Raw genomic sequence first — 15,023 nt, 5'->3', positions numbered from 1 at the left:
CCTACGCGACGCGCACGACAGGTGGCGTCGCGATTGCATCGCTGTGATGACCGTACGCGGCGGCTAACTCTTCGATGACGTCGCCGGCGACGACGCCGATCGGACGATTCTGCGCGGCGAGCGTTCCGGCGAGACCGTGCCAATACGCGGCAGCGCGCGCTGCGTCAACCGGTTCGACGCCTTGCGAGAGCAACGTGCCGATCATGCCGGTGAGCACGTCGCCGGTTCCTGCAGTCGCCAGCGCAGACGTTCCGCTCGTGTTCACGTGTAGGGTGAGGCCATCGTAGACGAGCGTTGCGCGGCCTTTGAGCAACGTCGTTACGCCGTGTTCTTGGACGAAGGCGCGCAAACGCGAGACGCGATCGCTTTCGGCCACCGTTCCCTTCCCTGAAAGTCGCGCGAACTCTCCGGCGTGCGGCGTAAGCACGGCGCGCTTGCGATACAGCACGTCGAGATGCTTGGCGAGATGAAAAAGCCCCGTTGCGTCGATCACCGTCGGGAGATCAACGCGCTTGATCACTTCGCGCATGATCGAGCCCATCGCATCCGATAATCCCAAGCCCGGACCGATCGCAAGCGATCCGTAGCGCTGCGCGATGTCGACGATTGTTTCGACGGATGCGCCGACATCGCTAGGATCATACGTTACGATCGTTTGCTCGAGCAGATGCGCGCGGACGGCCGCCGCCGCCGCTTGCGGAACGGCGACCGTGACGTAGCCGGCACCGGTGCGTGCCGCGGCACGTGCGCACAACACGGCCGCACCCGGAAACTGCTCGGAGCCGGCGAGCACTAGCGGCGCACCGGCTTCGCGCTTTTCCGTATTGTGCGCCCGCTGCGGCACGATCGCGCGAAATTCCGCGTCCGAGAGACAATGCGCCACGACGCCTTGATAGGTCGATGGGAAGCCGATCGGTGCGAGCCACAAATCGCCGGCTAATTCACGTCCGGGATCCAGTAATAAGCCGAGCTTGAGCGCGCCGATCGTGACCGTCGCATCGGCACGGACTGCTATCGGATCGACGGCTCCCGTGCTTGCATCGACGCCGCTCGGCAAATCGATCGCAAGTACCGGCGCGCCCGATGCATTGATGGCTTCGGAGATCTTGTTCATCGGTTCGCTGAGTGGCAGATGGGAGCCAACCCCAAGCAATCCGTCGAGTATGAGCCCCGCGTTGGCGAGCCCTCGCAGCTTGGCGGCGCTATCGACTGCTCGAATCTCTACGCCGCTCGCACGCGCACGCGCGACGGCATCGGCTCGGGCTTCGGATTCTCGCTGCGCAGGCAGCGCATAAATGATGCGTTCGAAGGCTTGCGGCAGAACCGCCAGCGCGGCAAAAACATCGCCGCCATTGTTTCCGGGCCCGGCGATTCCTACGATGCTGCCGTCACGGCGATAGCGCGGGACGAGCGTGGCGATTGCCGTACCCGCGTCGCGCATCAACGGGACTTCGCCGCGATGCGCCACCTGCTCCGTGTCGAACGCACGCATCCCCGCCGCGTCGAAGACGATCATCGTTCGAGGATGACGACGGCCGAGGCCATCGTCGCCGTGTGCGTGATCGTCAAATGAATGCGCGAGATCTCGCGCGCAGCGATCAAGCGTTCCGCTTTTCCGTACAGACGAATGATCGGCTTCCCGCTCCCCTCATGCGAGACGCCGACGGAACGCCACGGGATCGCGTGCCCGAAAGCTTTACGCGTCGCTTCCTTTGCGGCGTAGAAGCCCGCCAAGCGTTCCGGCCACAGGCGCTTGCGCATCGCGTATGCCCACTCTTCTTCGGTGTAGATCTTGCGCGCGAACCAGGCACGCCGCCGCTCGTCGAAGCGATAGCGCTCGACCTCCGCCAAATCGATTCCGATCCCGACGATCACGCGCCGACGCTTCTCGTCAAGGCCAGGACCTGCCTCGGGACGGATAGAACTGCGCATAACGTGGGGCCCGGTAACTTGCAGGAACCGATCAGCATCGTCCCCGTCAATTCGATCGATGCTGGTTTTGTGACCCGTCTGGGCCTGTGTCTCGAAGAACGTTTCCTCGCACCGTTCCTCGTACGCGCTCCATTACGCGTTCCGAAAAATGTTTTGAACGGCGTACGTGGACAGCTGTTCACGGGTGCCCTTGCAACGCAAATTGCGACGAAATATCCGCCGCGCGACGGATACGTTCTTTCAATCACCGATTACGATCTGTATCGCATATCAGCGCGTTACGTCTTCGGCGAGGGCGATCCGACGACGCACATCGCGCTCGTCTCACGATTCCGGTTGACGCCGGAATTCTATGGCGAACCGGCCGATGAGAATATGTTGTTTCAGCGCACGCTCAAAGAATCGGTTCGAGCGCTGGGACGCGCACTCGGTTTGCGAAATTGTCTCAATCAGCGTTGTGCGATGCACCACGCTGATTCGATCTTCGAGACCGACAATCGGCTCTCGAATCTTTGCGACACCTGCGAAAAGCGCGCCAAGGCTGGCCGCTAGCGCACGACGCGCACGCGATCGGCTAATTCGACGACGCGCTCTCCCGAGGCGGTTTGCATGACGAGTCCTCCGCCGGAGGTGAGCCGTAGCGCTTCGCCTTCGACCTCACCGCCGTCTTCGAGCGTGAATCGGTAGCGCGTGCCGGGGACTCCCGCGCGCGTCTCCCATTCGCGCGCGATCGACGCGGGATTGTGGAGCCCGTCGAGCTGAGATTCAAACGCGCGCAAAATCTGACCCAGCAGCTCCTCGCGCGCGCGTTCGCCAAGGACGCGAACGTCATCGAGAAAGATCGGTGGCGGCATAATCTCATCGAGGTCCGGGCGATTCCGCGGACGATACACGTTGACGCCGATTCCGCAGCCCAGCGTCGCCCGATCGGCAACGATGCGTGAAACGCACAGAATGCCGCACAGCTTGCGGCCGTCGAGCAAGAGATCGTTAGGCCACTGCAACGCCGGCTCGACGTTCCAATGCGCAAGCGCGTCCGCGACGCGCAATCCGGCCCAGAATGTCACCGACCATGCAGCGCCGGCATCAACCGGCTTCGGAAGGATGGCGGTGAAGAGCAAGCCGCTGTGCGCTGCCGCGACCCACGTGCGACCGCGGCGTCCCTTGCCCCCGGACTGCTCGTCCGCGACGATGACGAGCCCGGCCGAGGACGCCTCTCCGAGGCGCCGCTGTGCTTCGTCATTGGTGCTGCGTATTGTCCGGTGATGTTCGATAAGCCGGAAATGTCGCAGCCCAGAGGCGGCTATGTTTGCAGCGAAGGCGTCCGCGTTCCCCATCCCGTATGAGCTTTTCCCTATGCCGGTCGAACAAACTCTAATTTTATGCAAGGGCGACGCAGTTCAGCGTGGCCTCGTTGGTGAGATCGTTTCGCGCTTCGAGCATCGCGGTTTCGTTTTAACGGCGATGAAGCTCCTTAATGTGAGTGAAGACATCGCGAAGAAACACTACGCCGAACATGAAGGCAAGCCGTTCTTCAAGAGCCTGGTTTCGTATATCACGTCAGCGCCGATCATCGCGATGGTGATTACGGGTGAGAGCGCGATCGAAGCATGCCGCCAAACCATCGGTGCAACCGATCCGCGCAAGGCGGCACCGGGAACGATTCGCGCCGACCTGGCGCAAACGATCGGGCGCAATCTCGTGCATGGCAGCGATTCGCCGGATAGCGCAAAACGCGAGGTCGCGATCTGGTTTACGCCAAGCGAGCTGTGCGTGCGCGCGCATCCGCTGCAGAACGAGATCGTCTCAGACTAATGGAAAGTCAGCGCGGTGCCGGACGCCCGCTGATCGAGGGCGTTCGCGCGCGCGAAGTTTTGGATTCGCGCGGAAATCCGACGGTCGCGGTCTCCGTTGCAACCAGCTTCGGCATGGTGGAAGAGGCGATGGTGCCTTCGGGCGCCTCGACCGGCGCGCACGAAGCCGTCGAGCTGCGCGACGGCGACCAACGCCGTTACGGCGGCAAGGGCGTGGAGCGTGCCGTCGATGCGGTCAACGAAGTGCTCGCGCCGGCGCTCGAGGGTGCGGACGCGACCGAACAGCGTGACGTCGATGCGCTGTTGCTCGAGTTGGACGGCACCGAAAACAAGAGCCGTCTCGGCGCAAATGCGATTCTCGGCGTTTCACTTGCCGTCGCGCGCGCGGCGGCTTCCAGCGTCGGCCTTCCGCTGTTTGCGTACTTGGGGGGATCGCTCGCAACGACGCTTCCCGTTCCGATGATGAACGTCATCAACGGCGGCAAACACGCGGAAGGTGCGCTGCAATTTCAAGAATGCATGATCGTGCCGCTTGGCGTTCCGACGTTTCGAGAAGCGGTTCGCGCCGGCGCGGAGACATTTCACGCGCTTGGCAAGATGCTGCACGATCGCAAAATGCCGACGCTTGTCGGTGATGAAGGTGGTTACGCGCCGCCGCTCGAGTCGATCGACGAGGCACTCAAGCTGCTGGTGGAAGCGATCGAGCGCGCGGGCTACACGCCGGGAAAAGATATCGGAATCGCACTCGATCCCGCTGCGTCGGAATTCTATCGTGATGGAAAATACTGGCCGCACCTTGCCGACGATCATCCCGCGACGTCAGCCGAGATGGTCGGCTTGTACGAAGGCCTGATCAAGAATTACCCGATCGTTTCGATCGAGGATGGTCTCGCGGAGGACGATTGGGACGGCTGGAACTTGCTGACGACGCGATTAGGTTCACGCGTGCAGCTCGTCGGCGACGATCTGTTCGTAACGAACACGAAGCGGCTCGCCCGCGGCATAAAGGAAGGCGACGCTAACGCGATTCTGATCAAGATCAATCAGATCGGAACGCTGTCGGAGACGTGGGACGCCGTCGAAATGGCGCACCGCGCCGGCTATCGATGCGTCATCTCGCACCGTTCGGGTGAGACGGGCGATACGTCGATCGCCGATATTTCCGTTGCGACCGGCGCCGGACAAATCAAGACCGGTTCACTCTCGCGCAGCGAGCGCGTCGAAAAATACAACCGTCTGATGGCGATCGAAGCGAACCTGGACGGCGCGGCACGCTATCCCGGAAAGGCCGCGTTCCGGGCACTCGCCAACGTCTAGAAATGCACGGTTCACGCTGAAACGGGCCTGTAGCTCAGCGGTAGAGCGGCCGGCTCATAACTGGTTGCGCGCTGGTTCGAATCCAGCCAGGCCCACAATTTTGCGTGTGAGATGAGTTTCTCAACTGCCCGAAAGGGTCTCTCGCGTTTCGGAGAGCGTTTGCGCTCGGGTAACGAGGCGCGAATCGTTGCGTTCGGCGGTGGTCTCACCTACGACGGCTACTATTTCGCGTCGTTAGCGCGCACGCTGACGCGAACATATTCGAGCGCGATCATCGAGACGGCCACGCGCGCGTTACCGGGATTCGGTTGCGAACGCGCGGTGTTCCGCACGCAATCGGTACGCGACTTGAACGCCGATCTCGTAATCGTCGAGTTTGCAATCGAAGATGCGCGGTTTTCATCGGAAGGCATCTCACAAGCCGTTGAAGGGATCGTGCGTCAGCTGCGCGTCAACGATCCTGACCGTGAACTTGCCTTCGTCTACTTTTTCACGCCTGCGCAGATTGCAAGCGGCGCGATCGATCGCGTCCTACCGAAATGGGAAAGCGTCGCCGAGTACTACGGCATACCATCCTTCAACGGTGCTGCGCTTGCGGAATCACTGATCGCACAAGGCGCCGTAATCCTGTTCGAACGTTGGCCCGGGCGGCGCACTTGGGACGAACGGCGTCCGATCGCGCTCATGCGCGAGGACGGAAATCACACGACGCTCGGCGGCACGCTATTCGGCTCGCATATCGCGCAATCGATGATCACGATGTTCCATCCGAATTCGTTGAAAACCGAGAGCGAGCTCCCGACGGCGCTCAACGTTGGAGAATGCAGCGATGCACTTTCAGTCGACGTGTCGGCGCTTACGGGCGACGGATGGATGGGCGGCCCGCTTGCAGATGCGCTCGCGACGAAGCCGATCGCAGCATATTTCGACCGGCTATGCGCCGCAGATCGCGTCGGCGCGAAACTGCGCGTTCCGTTCGTTGGACGATATTTGGCGCTCTGGAGCGTAGGGACTGGCGGAACGATCTCTGCGTCGATGGACGGAAAATCGGTGACGCTTGCTCCCGGCTCAGACGAGATGCACCATGAAGACGTACTCTTGAGCGAGGATCAAAATAAGCGGCACGTGCTCGAGCTTGAAGTCATCAGTCCCCCCGCGGTCATTGCGGGGCTCGACATCCTCGGCAAGCTCGACGTTTAGAATCTGGGAATAGTGGTGACCGTTCATCCGAGACGATGAATAAACTGCTTACTCTCCTCACCCTCGTTCTCGCCTTCACGGTGCCGTCGATTTCGCCGGCCTTGGCCCAGAACGCATCGGTGACCGTTAGCGTAAACGGTCAACCCATTCAATTCGATCAGCCGCCGGTCGAACGGGCTGGCCGCGTCTACGTTCCGTTGCGAGGTGTCTTCGAACACCTTGGTGCGTCGGTCGTCTATGACAACGGACAGATCAATGCGACGCGCGGTTCGACAACGGTGCAGCTGAACATCGGCAGCACGAATGCGATTGTGAACGGACAACAACAGGCTCTCGACAGTCCGCCGTTCCTGGTTGGTGCACGAACGCTCGTTCCGCTGCGCTTCATCGCGCAATCGCTCGGTGCGATCGTGAATTACAACGATTCCAATCAAACGGTCTCGATCACCGAACCGAACGCGGCGCCGAACATGGCGGTAACGCCTGTCCCGAATGGACCGCCGCCTCCTCCGCCGGCAACATCATTGACACTCGTCCGGATCGTTCCGCCTCCGGACGCGATGCTTGACGACGTGCGTCCGCAAATCAGCGCGACGTTCCCGGAAGCCGTCCGTCCCGACAGCATTCAGGTTCGTCTCGACGGGCGAACGATCACGGCGGATAGCTACTACGTCTCCGCACGCGACTTCAAGTTCACTCCAACCTTTGACTTGCCGTCCGGACCGCATCGGGTCGAAATCCAAGGACGCCTCGAGAGTGGTCGCCCCTTCCACACCGGATGGGCCTTCCGAACGCGCAATCAGCATATGTAGATCAGGTGTTGCGTCCACGCTGGCCGAACGGGTAGAATCCCAGAGGCCAGCGTGGCGCCATCGTCTATCGGTTAGGACATCGCCCTTTCAAGGCGAAAAGACGGGTTCGATTCCCGTTGGCGCTACCAAGTGAGCGATCAGAAACCCTTATAGAACGAGGGTTTCTTCTATATAGAGATCGCGCTGGTCACAAGAATGGTCACGGATTTCGCGCGAAGCACCGGCCGTATGTTTCGTCTGACATTCGTACGTGCGCTAATGCTCGCTACGCGGCCTCGGGCATCGGCCTGATAAAGCGGAATGACACATTGACCGTTTGCCCCAAAGTTGTCACGAGGAGTGCGTTGCCGACAGTGGTCTGCGGTAGAAATGAAGTTGTGGCTTCAACGGACCATTCGTACGGGGGGCCAGCACCGAAGACGGCCTGCGCGCCGGGCGGAAACGTGAGTTTGATTCTCACATTCACGAGCTCGGTTGCGGGATCGAACGTGTACTCGCCATTGTAGGTTCCACCGAAGGGATCACCGCCGTAAACCTTACCGGCGTCAAAGATCACGAAACCATATCCGACCAGCGTTTGGCCTGTGTCATTTGAGTAATACTCGACGGCATACATGCCATCACGCATAGTTAACTCGCTTTCGCTGAGACGCTGAACCTCGGCAAGACGAGTCGCCTCGGGTGCCGCAGTGAACAGCCGGAGATAGGCCTCGACCGGGGGCGGCACCGCGCGTTGCTCGCCCAGCCACATGGATACTGCTCGTGAGGTTACGCCGAGCAAGCGAGCGAAATCAGCCTGCGAGAAGCCAAGCTTGTGCAGAGACGCCCTGAGATCAGAAGCCTTCATTACGAACAATGTTCCATATATGATAGAACGATGTCAATAGCTCCCGCATGGGGCTTGCCTCGCCATGAAATAAGTTGCTATCTTCTCAGCTATCTAGTACTATATCTTTTAAGGCATCCTTCATAGCGACTTTGGAGCGCTCCCACCATGCACACCCTGACGCGAAATCCCCCGATCGCAAAGCTTCTGACGGACGCATATAGTGAAGTCTCACGGCTTGAGTACGATGCGCTTGCGGCCTTTCTAGCCGATCGCTTAGGGAGACCGACAGTCGCACGCGTAACGCGCACTTCTAATCCCAACACCGTAACGAAGTGGCGGTTAAAGAAAGCCGTTCCGAAGAGCGCTCGCCTAGAGCGCATGCGGGAGACGTTCCAGGTCTTCAAAGTACTCGTTGGGATAGGGCTGAGCGATATTAATGCCGAGCAATGGTTTCGCGGGAAGAACCCCGTCCTCGGTTTTCGTATGCCGGCGGACGTACTAGCGGATGGCGATTTTGAGAAAGTGCTAACCGCAGTGGAGAATCTTGCGAGCGAGTAATTTTGCCTCTTACAGTGACCTCGTTCTGGCGAGCTGGCTACTTTGCAGATCCTCTGCGTGTGACGTTGGAGCATCAAGACGGCTCCGGCCGTTTTGATGACCCAGAGCGAGGGCGGATTGTCCTTTACGGCGCGAGCAGCATTCGCACGTGTATCTTTGAGGTAGTGCTTCCATGGATCGCGGGTGATGATGAATACGTACATAGCTCCCCTACGGAGCTGGATCTCGAAGATGCCAATGATCAGGCTCTTGCAGCAGCTATCGCGATAGATGCCGTTCGAGATGGTTTGATCGCGACTCGCCAACGTCGTATGCCCCAAACGATTTACGAGAAGGCGAAAGTGCGTGCAACCTTGGAGCACGATGCTCGACTTGTCGATCTGAATTCCCCTGGCGTACGCATGCAGCTGCATGACCGAATTGCATTTGTAGCGCAAAGGCTCCGTAGTTTAGGGATCGACCGCGGGCAATTCGACAAGTCACCTCTGACGTCGCAACATCTCGATATCACCCGTGCCATATCGGGATTTCTCATGCGAAATGACTTCGACGGTGAGCGGCCCGATGGGATCGCGTGCGATAGCCGTCACGACGGAATCAATTTTGTCTTCTTTGAGGGGCGGTACGTTATTTGCGAGAACAATGCGCCGATCCAGTTCACTCCGTATGACGCGGACATCGTATCAGTCGCAGCTGAACTCGGTTGGGAACCATAGTGTTCTTAACAATGACGCACCTGCACGACGTGCGCAAAGATCCAGCCTTAACCGGTAGCTGCGGCCGCATCGGTCCATAGACCGAACCTAACAATGTTCGCGCAAATTCGTTTCGAGTACGACATCATGTGCACCAAATGCAAACAGACGGTTGCTCGAGAAGCGCAGATCTCGAACGTCTTCGAAGAGAGCGGCAAGCCGTCGTATGAGGAATCAATCCCGTTCGACTACGACGATCGGGCCGTTTATGTCATTTCGTGCAAGTGCGGCGTGCAAATCGAAGTTCGCTCACCTGACGACGTCGAGAGACTGAAGTCCGGCTTTCAGAACGTCGAACGCCGCGGGCCGGATGCGGTAAGAATCGTGTAGCATGTATCAACGTCCCGCACGAAACGACTCAATGGCTGTGTGTGCCGCCGGCCACATGATCAATACCGACTCGCGAAGATTTCCAGAAAACAATGCGGACTTCTGCAAGAGATGCGGAGCGAAAACCGTGACCGCGTGCGCCACATGCGGAGCCGGCATTCCAGGACCAGAGGGCCGCGGTAGCTTTACCATTCCGAAGTTCTGCAAGTCATGCGGGGCGGCTTTCCCTTGGAAAATTGCCGCGGATGAGGCAAAGCCAGAACGCAAGTCTGCGATCCGTGAAAGAACGACTCTTGCGGAAGAAAATATCGCGGACGTCTTGCGAGCAATCCCTCGCGGCTTGCGGGAACTAGCTGCTGAGCATCGACATAGAGGACGGTTACCGTTTGAGGTCAAGGACGAATACGATCTCCAAGACTTTGTGCGCGCTCTCTTGCAAATGTGGTATCCGAAGGCCGTTAAGCCGGAAGAACCAATCCCGACAGTAGGCGGCAAAGGCGGACGCGTAGATTTCGTCTTGGATGGCCTAAAGTGGCTCATCGAGCTGAAGGTCTTTCGCGACGAAACGGATTGGAAGGCGACCATGTTCTCTGACATCACGTCGAAAATCGAACGTTACGGCAAGGATCCGCGGTGCGACGTGCTTTTCGTGCTCATCTACGATCCGAACCGCGCGTTCAGAAGTGCCGTAGCAGTCGAACATGAGCTCTCAGCGGAACGCACGATAGGCGATAGGAAATTTCGAGTGCATGTCATCGTAACGCCCCAAGCCTAGCTCGTCCTCGTGCGACAGCATTAGCGCACGTTGACTTTTGGTTCTACTTGACTATCGGCCTGCGACACGCTTCAAACCGCCGATAGAACGGTGCGCAATCGACGATGAAGTTGACTTAGGCTTGACGCAGCAGATCACAAACGCGACAGTCCGGACTTCGAACCTATACCTACGATCTTCTGGGCAGAATGACCGGAAGTAGCGTAAACGCAAACGGCTCTACTCCGAAATTACAGCGAAACTATGACGCTCGCAGTCGTCTTATGAGAGTTAATATAAGCCAATTTCCAAACTCTGGTCCGCCAGATTGTGCTGGCAACCTCCCGACCGCCCCAACGTCAGGGAACTCTGGCGAGGTGTACGGTTATGGACCGTTTGGCCGGATGTGGAACATTTCAAATCTCCAAACAACCAACATGGAAATTCTTCACTGGGACGGCCCAAATCTGATGTACACGATTTTTCAACCATCGTCAGGGCATCAGGCGAACGTCATGGACGATTTTAAGGTCAATGATTTGAGCGGCAACACGCTTGCCGACATTAATCCGACGACGGGAGCGATGGTAGTCTGGGATCGCGATATGACCGGGACCGTCGTCTCTAGTCACAATGCTAGCGGCTTTGGCGGATGGAACGCACCGGATGCATATGCACAGCGCTGCGAGGCTGGCCTGCCTCCGTCGTCGACCACCTATGCGAATACGTACGTCAATGCAAACCCGTTCGGCCCGATCACTTCAAGCGGATCTGACGGTTTCGCGACGGCGTTTACTACGTTCGAGGGCGTTCGCGCCTGGGACACCGTGACGACTCAATGGACAGGACCGACGCTGCGGTCGCGCGGTGGTTCAGGTGCGCCTGCGACCTGGCACAAGAACAATTGGTTGGCCTACATTGATCCAAGCGGCGTCTCGGCTCGCCGAAACCCGCTCGGACTTAGTGTCACATCTCCGGGTTCGAATATCGCAACGCGATCGCTCATTTCGGCGAGTCCCGGAACGACGTCCTCAGTGGTGACGGGTCCAAGTCAGCTCCCGAACGCCGCGCCAGGCTCAATAGGTTCGAAGGGGGCATTTTCTGTGGAATTCCTTAAAGGTACGCCGGGGCCATGTGTAAACGGGTGCGTTAGCGTTGGCCAAGACGCATCTAACAACGAATTTCTCGCACCCCCCAGCCCACCTATTATTGTCGCGGCCTATCCCTCGGACGCGTCCCCCGCGGATATCGGTGATGCAATAGGATCCGACGTCGGGGCCATGGTCGGGGGTTTCATATTTGGTAACCTTGGTACGGCTGTCGGTACTGTTGGCGGGGGGGCGATATGTGGAGGGCCGTGTGCTTTTGCAGGGGCGGTCTTCGGCGCTACAGCTCTCGGGGCGGCCGGAGTCACTTACGGATCTGCACTAGGTGGCCTTTTGGGTTTCGCTGTCGGCAACATTACCGGTAACTACCTCAATTACGGCGGGAATGTTATGCTCTGGAATGTCGGCCGCTAGGCCGCAAGTGAGGATTAGCATGTTAAGACAACATGTTGTGCTCTTTTACACCCTTGGCCCCGCATTTGGAGGTTTTGTGGGCGGATTTTTGGCCGCCGTCCATATGCATTTTAGTGTTCCATCGCAGATCATTACGGGGATTTGCGCTGGATTAGGTGGCGGCACTGGCGGAAATGCTGTTGGTCGTCGATTGCAGCGTAAGTATGTCAAGGATGACTGAGCAAAACGGGAACGTCGCGAAATCAACGATCGTGACAGTTGTCGAGATACTTGAATTCAACACCGCACACGATTGATAATCGTACCAATAGAGAGCATGGAGCACATGATGTGTTTTTCCTGTGGGGTCCGACAACTCGCCAACGGCCTCGTGTTTCTGCTCATTGCATTCCTCGCGTTACGTCTCCCAAGTCTTGCTGAAAACCACGATATGTTGAGCCCCCCGGGTTGGTCGTACTTTCGGCTGCCGGAAGCGCTTCTACGCACTGGCGCGATCGAGGCCTATTATCAGCCTCACGCCGACCGGGGCTTCCATGAGAATATTAACCTTCTCATCCTTCGACAGCCGCATGGATCGTTGCGATCTGCAACGACTGTGCTTGGCCAGAACCAGTTGCATTACAAGGTTCTCCGTAGCACCGAGGGTGCGGGCGTTTCGCCGCCGGCGAGATCGCTGCTACGGAACTAACGCAAGACGGCAAGGCGCTCGCACTAGAACAAGAACTAGTATTCATGACTGATCGCATGTACATCGCAACGTATACGCGCTTAGCGGGCCAGCAGGAAAGCAGGGCAGCCGTCGCGTCAGTTAGGGGCCTCTGCACAAGCAAGCTCTTCGAAAGGAATGTTTCGACAGTTAATCACTAGTTCTGCTATGACCCGAGGCGGTCTTTTACGAAGCCGAGACCTGTGAAGGTGGCGATGCTCGCGTAGCGACATCTCGATAACGCGACATCACTAACGCGGGAGCTAGCGTTCCGCCGTTTAGTAGAGGCGAGCTCCCCGGTCCCCGCTTTAGCGCAAGAGCGAGCAGAACGATCGTTGGCGCTGCCGAAGAAGGTCACGATTGGTCACGGACACTGTCGTAAGGGAACGACAAGGGTCGGTTCAAACCGTCAAGGTGTTGCTACATCCGTGAGTGGAAACCGGCGAGAATCGACACCGGTCGTTAAGGATCGACAGTGTTATTCGGGTTCGATTCCCGTTGGCGCTACCATAGAAAGCTCGTTATTACGGGCTTTTTTTGTTATCGAAGTTGGCTTGTGGGCCCGCTGTGGGCCCGAGCTTCGCGAAGCCGCTTCAGCAAGCGCTCCGCGTAGCATGCCGTCGATGCGGCTCGCGTGCTCCGTCTGGAGTGCTTCGACGACGTGCAGGTATGTATTTGCGGTGACGCTGACGGAGTGACCAAGCGCGGCAGAGATGGTCTTCAAGTCAGTGCCTGCTGCGAGCGCAAGAGTCGCGTGCGAGTGCCGTAGATCGTGAAAGCGCAGTTTCTGAACGCCGGAGCGCACGACGAATCGCATGGATGCGACCGAGAAGGCGCCCGGGTTCCACGGTTGCGCATCGGCACGATCAAATATCCACGCTTCTTCGTCGCGTCCGAGGCCGAGAAGGACATCGACGCCGTGAATCACATGCTCCCGCTCGGAGCCGTCTGAAACGCGTCTTCAGTTAGAGATGCGCGGGCTTCACCGACCTCGATGTGCGCTTCCCACGCTTTTACGAGCGCCCATCCAGCGCCCGTTCCGAAATAAACAAATGCGCAGAATCCGAGCGTCATCCACGTGCCGGGAAGTAGTAATATGCCGGCGATGCCGATCAGCGCGAGCGCACTGCGACGTCGCGCACGCTGCATCCATCGTCGACGTGAATCGCGCGCAGCATTCTGGCTCAGCTCGTACCAGGAAGGTGGCGAATCTGCTTCTTGGGGATCAAGGAATGGACGCCAATCCTTGTGGTCTCGCACGGCATTCCATTGTAGCACAACTCAGTCTCGGTTCGTTCACGAAGCCGTTTTCATGATCGACGTCGAATCCGGAGGACGTGGCGCTTGAATCGCTGCCCCTGAACGAGATAATGGCCTTCGGCGACGCCGTTCGAGAACGACTTCGTTCACGCGTTGACTTCCGATCTCGATCAGTCAATCAGCTTTCGATGGCGAGAGAAATAGGGTCAAGATATCATTTTAGCGCCGGTACACGGTGCCGGATGGATCTACCCTCAAAGGTGGTGAAATGCTTCACATGCGCTCATGCGCATTGCGGGCAGCTTCAAGGAGCTCTTCGACCGTGCTTAACTGCTCGGGCTCGACACCGGTCGCGTATCGGGCATCCTGCGAACAGAAGCTACAGTCTTCAGAGCACCCGCCTTTCTTCGCATTGTGCAAGACCTCGATCGACATCCGTTTGCCACTTACGGCGTCGCGGACGCTGCCAGCAAGCGAAAGCAATCCTCGGTGCGGTCGTTCGGCCAAGCCGCGAACTCGCGCAGTAATGCGGCAGAGGCTGGAACTAAACTGGACATAACTCCTCTTCGAAAGCGTGGGCGGCGCGCGTTAATTCGTATCCTGCTGGATCGTACGGAATGACGGAGATAATTGGGACAACATTGTGTAGAGCGCGCGTTACTTCTTCCCGATACGATGGTTCGGTTTTCTCCCAGCGTTCAATCAAAACTGCGCCGAGCGTGGAAACGCCGAGATCGGCGAGATATCGCGCCGTGAGCAACGCATGATTGATGCAGCCGAGACGCAATCCGACGACGACAAGTGCCGACAGTCCGGCACGAGCCGCGACGTGACTGATCGTCTCATGTTCGTTAATCGGAACGGCGGCGCCGCCGGAACCCTCGACGACAATTGCGCCTTCAATCGATTGTAGTTTCGTCGCCAGCTCAGTCGAGGTCGGAACGGCGAGACCCTCAGCAAGTGCCGCTGAATATCCGTCGCTTGCTTTTCGGAAACGGCGCAGCTCCCGGCAAAACACCTGTGCGCCAACCGCCGAGTCGAGTCGCGCGTTGGCGAGCGCTGCAGCCTTCGTAGCGTCGCCCAAATCGAGCGGTCCGCAGCCGGTCTGTACGGGCTTCACGATCGTAACCGGAATGCTCAGAGGAAGTGAACGGCGCAATGCAAGCGCGAGAGCGGCAGTAACGTGCGTCTTGCCGACATCCGTGTCGGTTCCCGTTATGTATATTCGCGGCATGC

16 protein-coding genes and 2 tRNA genes are annotated in these 15,023 nt (G+C 58.6%); 11 read left to right on the top strand and 7 right to left on the bottom strand.

The features are described 5' to 3' along the window. Position 1 precedes the first annotated feature (1 nt). Both VGG22_07125 and acpS read right to left on the bottom strand, forming a co-directional pair. On the bottom strand, positions 2-1,516 hold the full coding sequence (locus tag VGG22_07125; protein HEY1728124.1) for an NAD(P)H-hydrate dehydratase: 1,515 nt from the start codon (positions 1,514-1,516) through the stop codon (positions 2-4). Next, complete coding sequence (gene acpS / locus VGG22_07120; protein ID HEY1728123.1) at positions 1,513-1,875, bottom strand: holo-ACP synthase; 363 nt, start codon at positions 1,873-1,875, stop codon at positions 1,513-1,515. The genes VGG22_07125 and acpS overlap by 4 nt, the downstream gene beginning before the upstream one ends. 60 nt (positions 1,876-1,935) lie before the next feature. Here acpS and VGG22_07115 point away from each other — a divergent pair, with 60 nt between their 5' ends. Then, a complete protein-coding gene (locus tag VGG22_07115; protein HEY1728122.1) occupies positions 1,936-2,484 on the top strand; it encodes an archaemetzincin in 549 nt (182 codons plus the stop codon). Here the strand turns inward: VGG22_07115 and VGG22_07110 are convergent. After that, entirely contained in the window at positions 2,481-3,269 is a 789-nt protein-coding gene (locus VGG22_07110; GenBank protein ID HEY1728121.1) for a biotin--[acetyl-CoA-carboxylase] ligase, read from the bottom strand. The two genes, VGG22_07115 and VGG22_07110, sit on opposite strands and share 4 nt — an antisense overlap. On the opposite strand from VGG22_07110, the gene ndk reads away from it, so the two are divergent. The 6 genes from ndk to VGG22_07080 all read left to right on the top strand — a co-directional run bounded on the left by ndk (position 3,238) and on the right by VGG22_07080 (position 7,203). Continuing rightward, positions 3,238-3,747, top strand: a complete 510-nt coding sequence (ndk, locus tag VGG22_07105; protein ID HEY1728120.1) for a nucleoside-diphosphate kinase — start codon at positions 3,238-3,240, stop codon at positions 3,745-3,747. The two genes, VGG22_07110 and ndk, sit on opposite strands and share 32 nt — an antisense overlap. Next, the gene (gene eno, locus VGG22_07100; GenBank protein ID HEY1728119.1) at positions 3,747-5,063 is read left to right on the top strand and encodes a phosphopyruvate hydratase; all 1,317 of its coding nucleotides are present in this window, start codon (positions 3,747-3,749) and stop codon (positions 5,061-5,063) included. The genes ndk and eno overlap by 1 nt, the downstream gene beginning before the upstream one ends. A 23-nt stretch (positions 5,064-5,086) precedes the next feature. Next, positions 5,087-5,158: transfer RNA gene (locus VGG22_07095), tRNA-Ile, on the top strand. Positions 5,159-5,222: 64 nt separating this feature from the next. Then, a complete protein-coding gene (locus tag VGG22_07090; protein HEY1728118.1) occupies positions 5,223-6,263 on the top strand; it encodes a hypothetical protein in 1,041 nt (346 codons plus the stop codon). Between the two features lie 35 nt (positions 6,264-6,298). Then, on the top strand, positions 6,299-7,075 hold the full coding sequence (locus VGG22_07085) for a copper amine oxidase N-terminal domain-containing protein (GenBank protein ID HEY1728117.1): 777 nt from the start codon (positions 6,299-6,301) through the stop codon (positions 7,073-7,075). A gap of 53 nt (positions 7,076-7,128) precedes the next feature. After that, positions 7,129-7,203: transfer RNA gene (locus VGG22_07080), tRNA-Glu, on the top strand. Positions 7,204-7,340: 137 nt separating this feature from the next. Here the strand turns inward: VGG22_07080 and VGG22_07075 are convergent. Further along, positions 7,341-7,922, bottom strand: coding sequence for a hypothetical protein (locus VGG22_07075; protein HEY1728116.1), 582 nt, complete (start codon positions 7,920-7,922; stop codon positions 7,341-7,343). A 147-nt stretch (positions 7,923-8,069) separates the two neighbouring features. Between VGG22_07075 and VGG22_07070 the strand changes: the two genes are divergently transcribed. The 4 genes from VGG22_07070 to VGG22_07055 all read left to right on the top strand — a co-directional run bounded on the left by VGG22_07070 (position 8,070) and on the right by VGG22_07055 (position 10,322). Beyond that, on the top strand, positions 8,070-8,462 hold the full coding sequence (locus VGG22_07070) for a hypothetical protein (protein HEY1728115.1): 393 nt from the start codon (positions 8,070-8,072) through the stop codon (positions 8,460-8,462). A 14-nt stretch (positions 8,463-8,476) separates the two neighbouring features. Continuing rightward, the gene (locus VGG22_07065) at positions 8,477-9,178 is read left to right on the top strand and encodes an RES family NAD+ phosphorylase (GenBank protein ID HEY1728114.1); all 702 of its coding nucleotides are present in this window, start codon (positions 8,477-8,479) and stop codon (positions 9,176-9,178) included. Between the two features lie 93 nt (positions 9,179-9,271). Beyond that, on the top strand, positions 9,272-9,547 hold the full coding sequence (locus VGG22_07060; protein HEY1728113.1) for a hypothetical protein: 276 nt from the start codon (positions 9,272-9,274) through the stop codon (positions 9,545-9,547). A 1-nt stretch (position 9,548) separates the two neighbouring features. Next, on the top strand, positions 9,549-10,322 hold the full coding sequence (locus tag VGG22_07055) for a DUF2321 domain-containing protein (protein ID HEY1728112.1): 774 nt from the start codon (positions 9,549-9,551) through the stop codon (positions 10,320-10,322). 2,683 nt (positions 10,323-13,005) lie between these two features. On the opposite strand, the gene VGG22_07050 is transcribed toward VGG22_07055, so the two are convergent. From VGG22_07050 to bioD, 3 genes are all read right to left on the bottom strand, one after another. After that, on the bottom strand, positions 13,006-13,455 hold the full coding sequence (locus VGG22_07050; protein ID HEY1728111.1) for a tyrosine-type recombinase/integrase: 450 nt from the start codon (positions 13,453-13,455) through the stop codon (positions 13,006-13,008). After that, positions 13,452-13,676 (bottom strand): hypothetical protein, encoded by a 225-nt coding sequence (locus VGG22_07045; protein HEY1728110.1) that lies wholly within the window; start codon positions 13,674-13,676, stop codon positions 13,452-13,454. Before VGG22_07045 ends, VGG22_07050 begins: the two co-directional genes overlap by 4 nt. A 655-nt stretch (positions 13,677-14,331) precedes the next feature. Beyond that, positions 14,332-15,021, bottom strand: a complete 690-nt coding sequence (bioD, locus tag VGG22_07040; GenBank protein HEY1728109.1) for a dethiobiotin synthase — start codon at positions 15,019-15,021, stop codon at positions 14,332-14,334. Positions 15,022-15,023 lie beyond the last annotated feature (2 nt).

Source organism: Candidatus Baltobacteraceae bacterium, from assembly GCA_036489885.1.
In the GTDB taxonomy this organism is placed as follows: domain Bacteria; phylum Vulcanimicrobiota; class Vulcanimicrobiia; order Vulcanimicrobiales; family Vulcanimicrobiaceae; genus JAFAMS01.
Note: the sequence above shows the minus strand (reverse complement) of the source record. Positions and strands in the feature narration are given on the sequence as shown.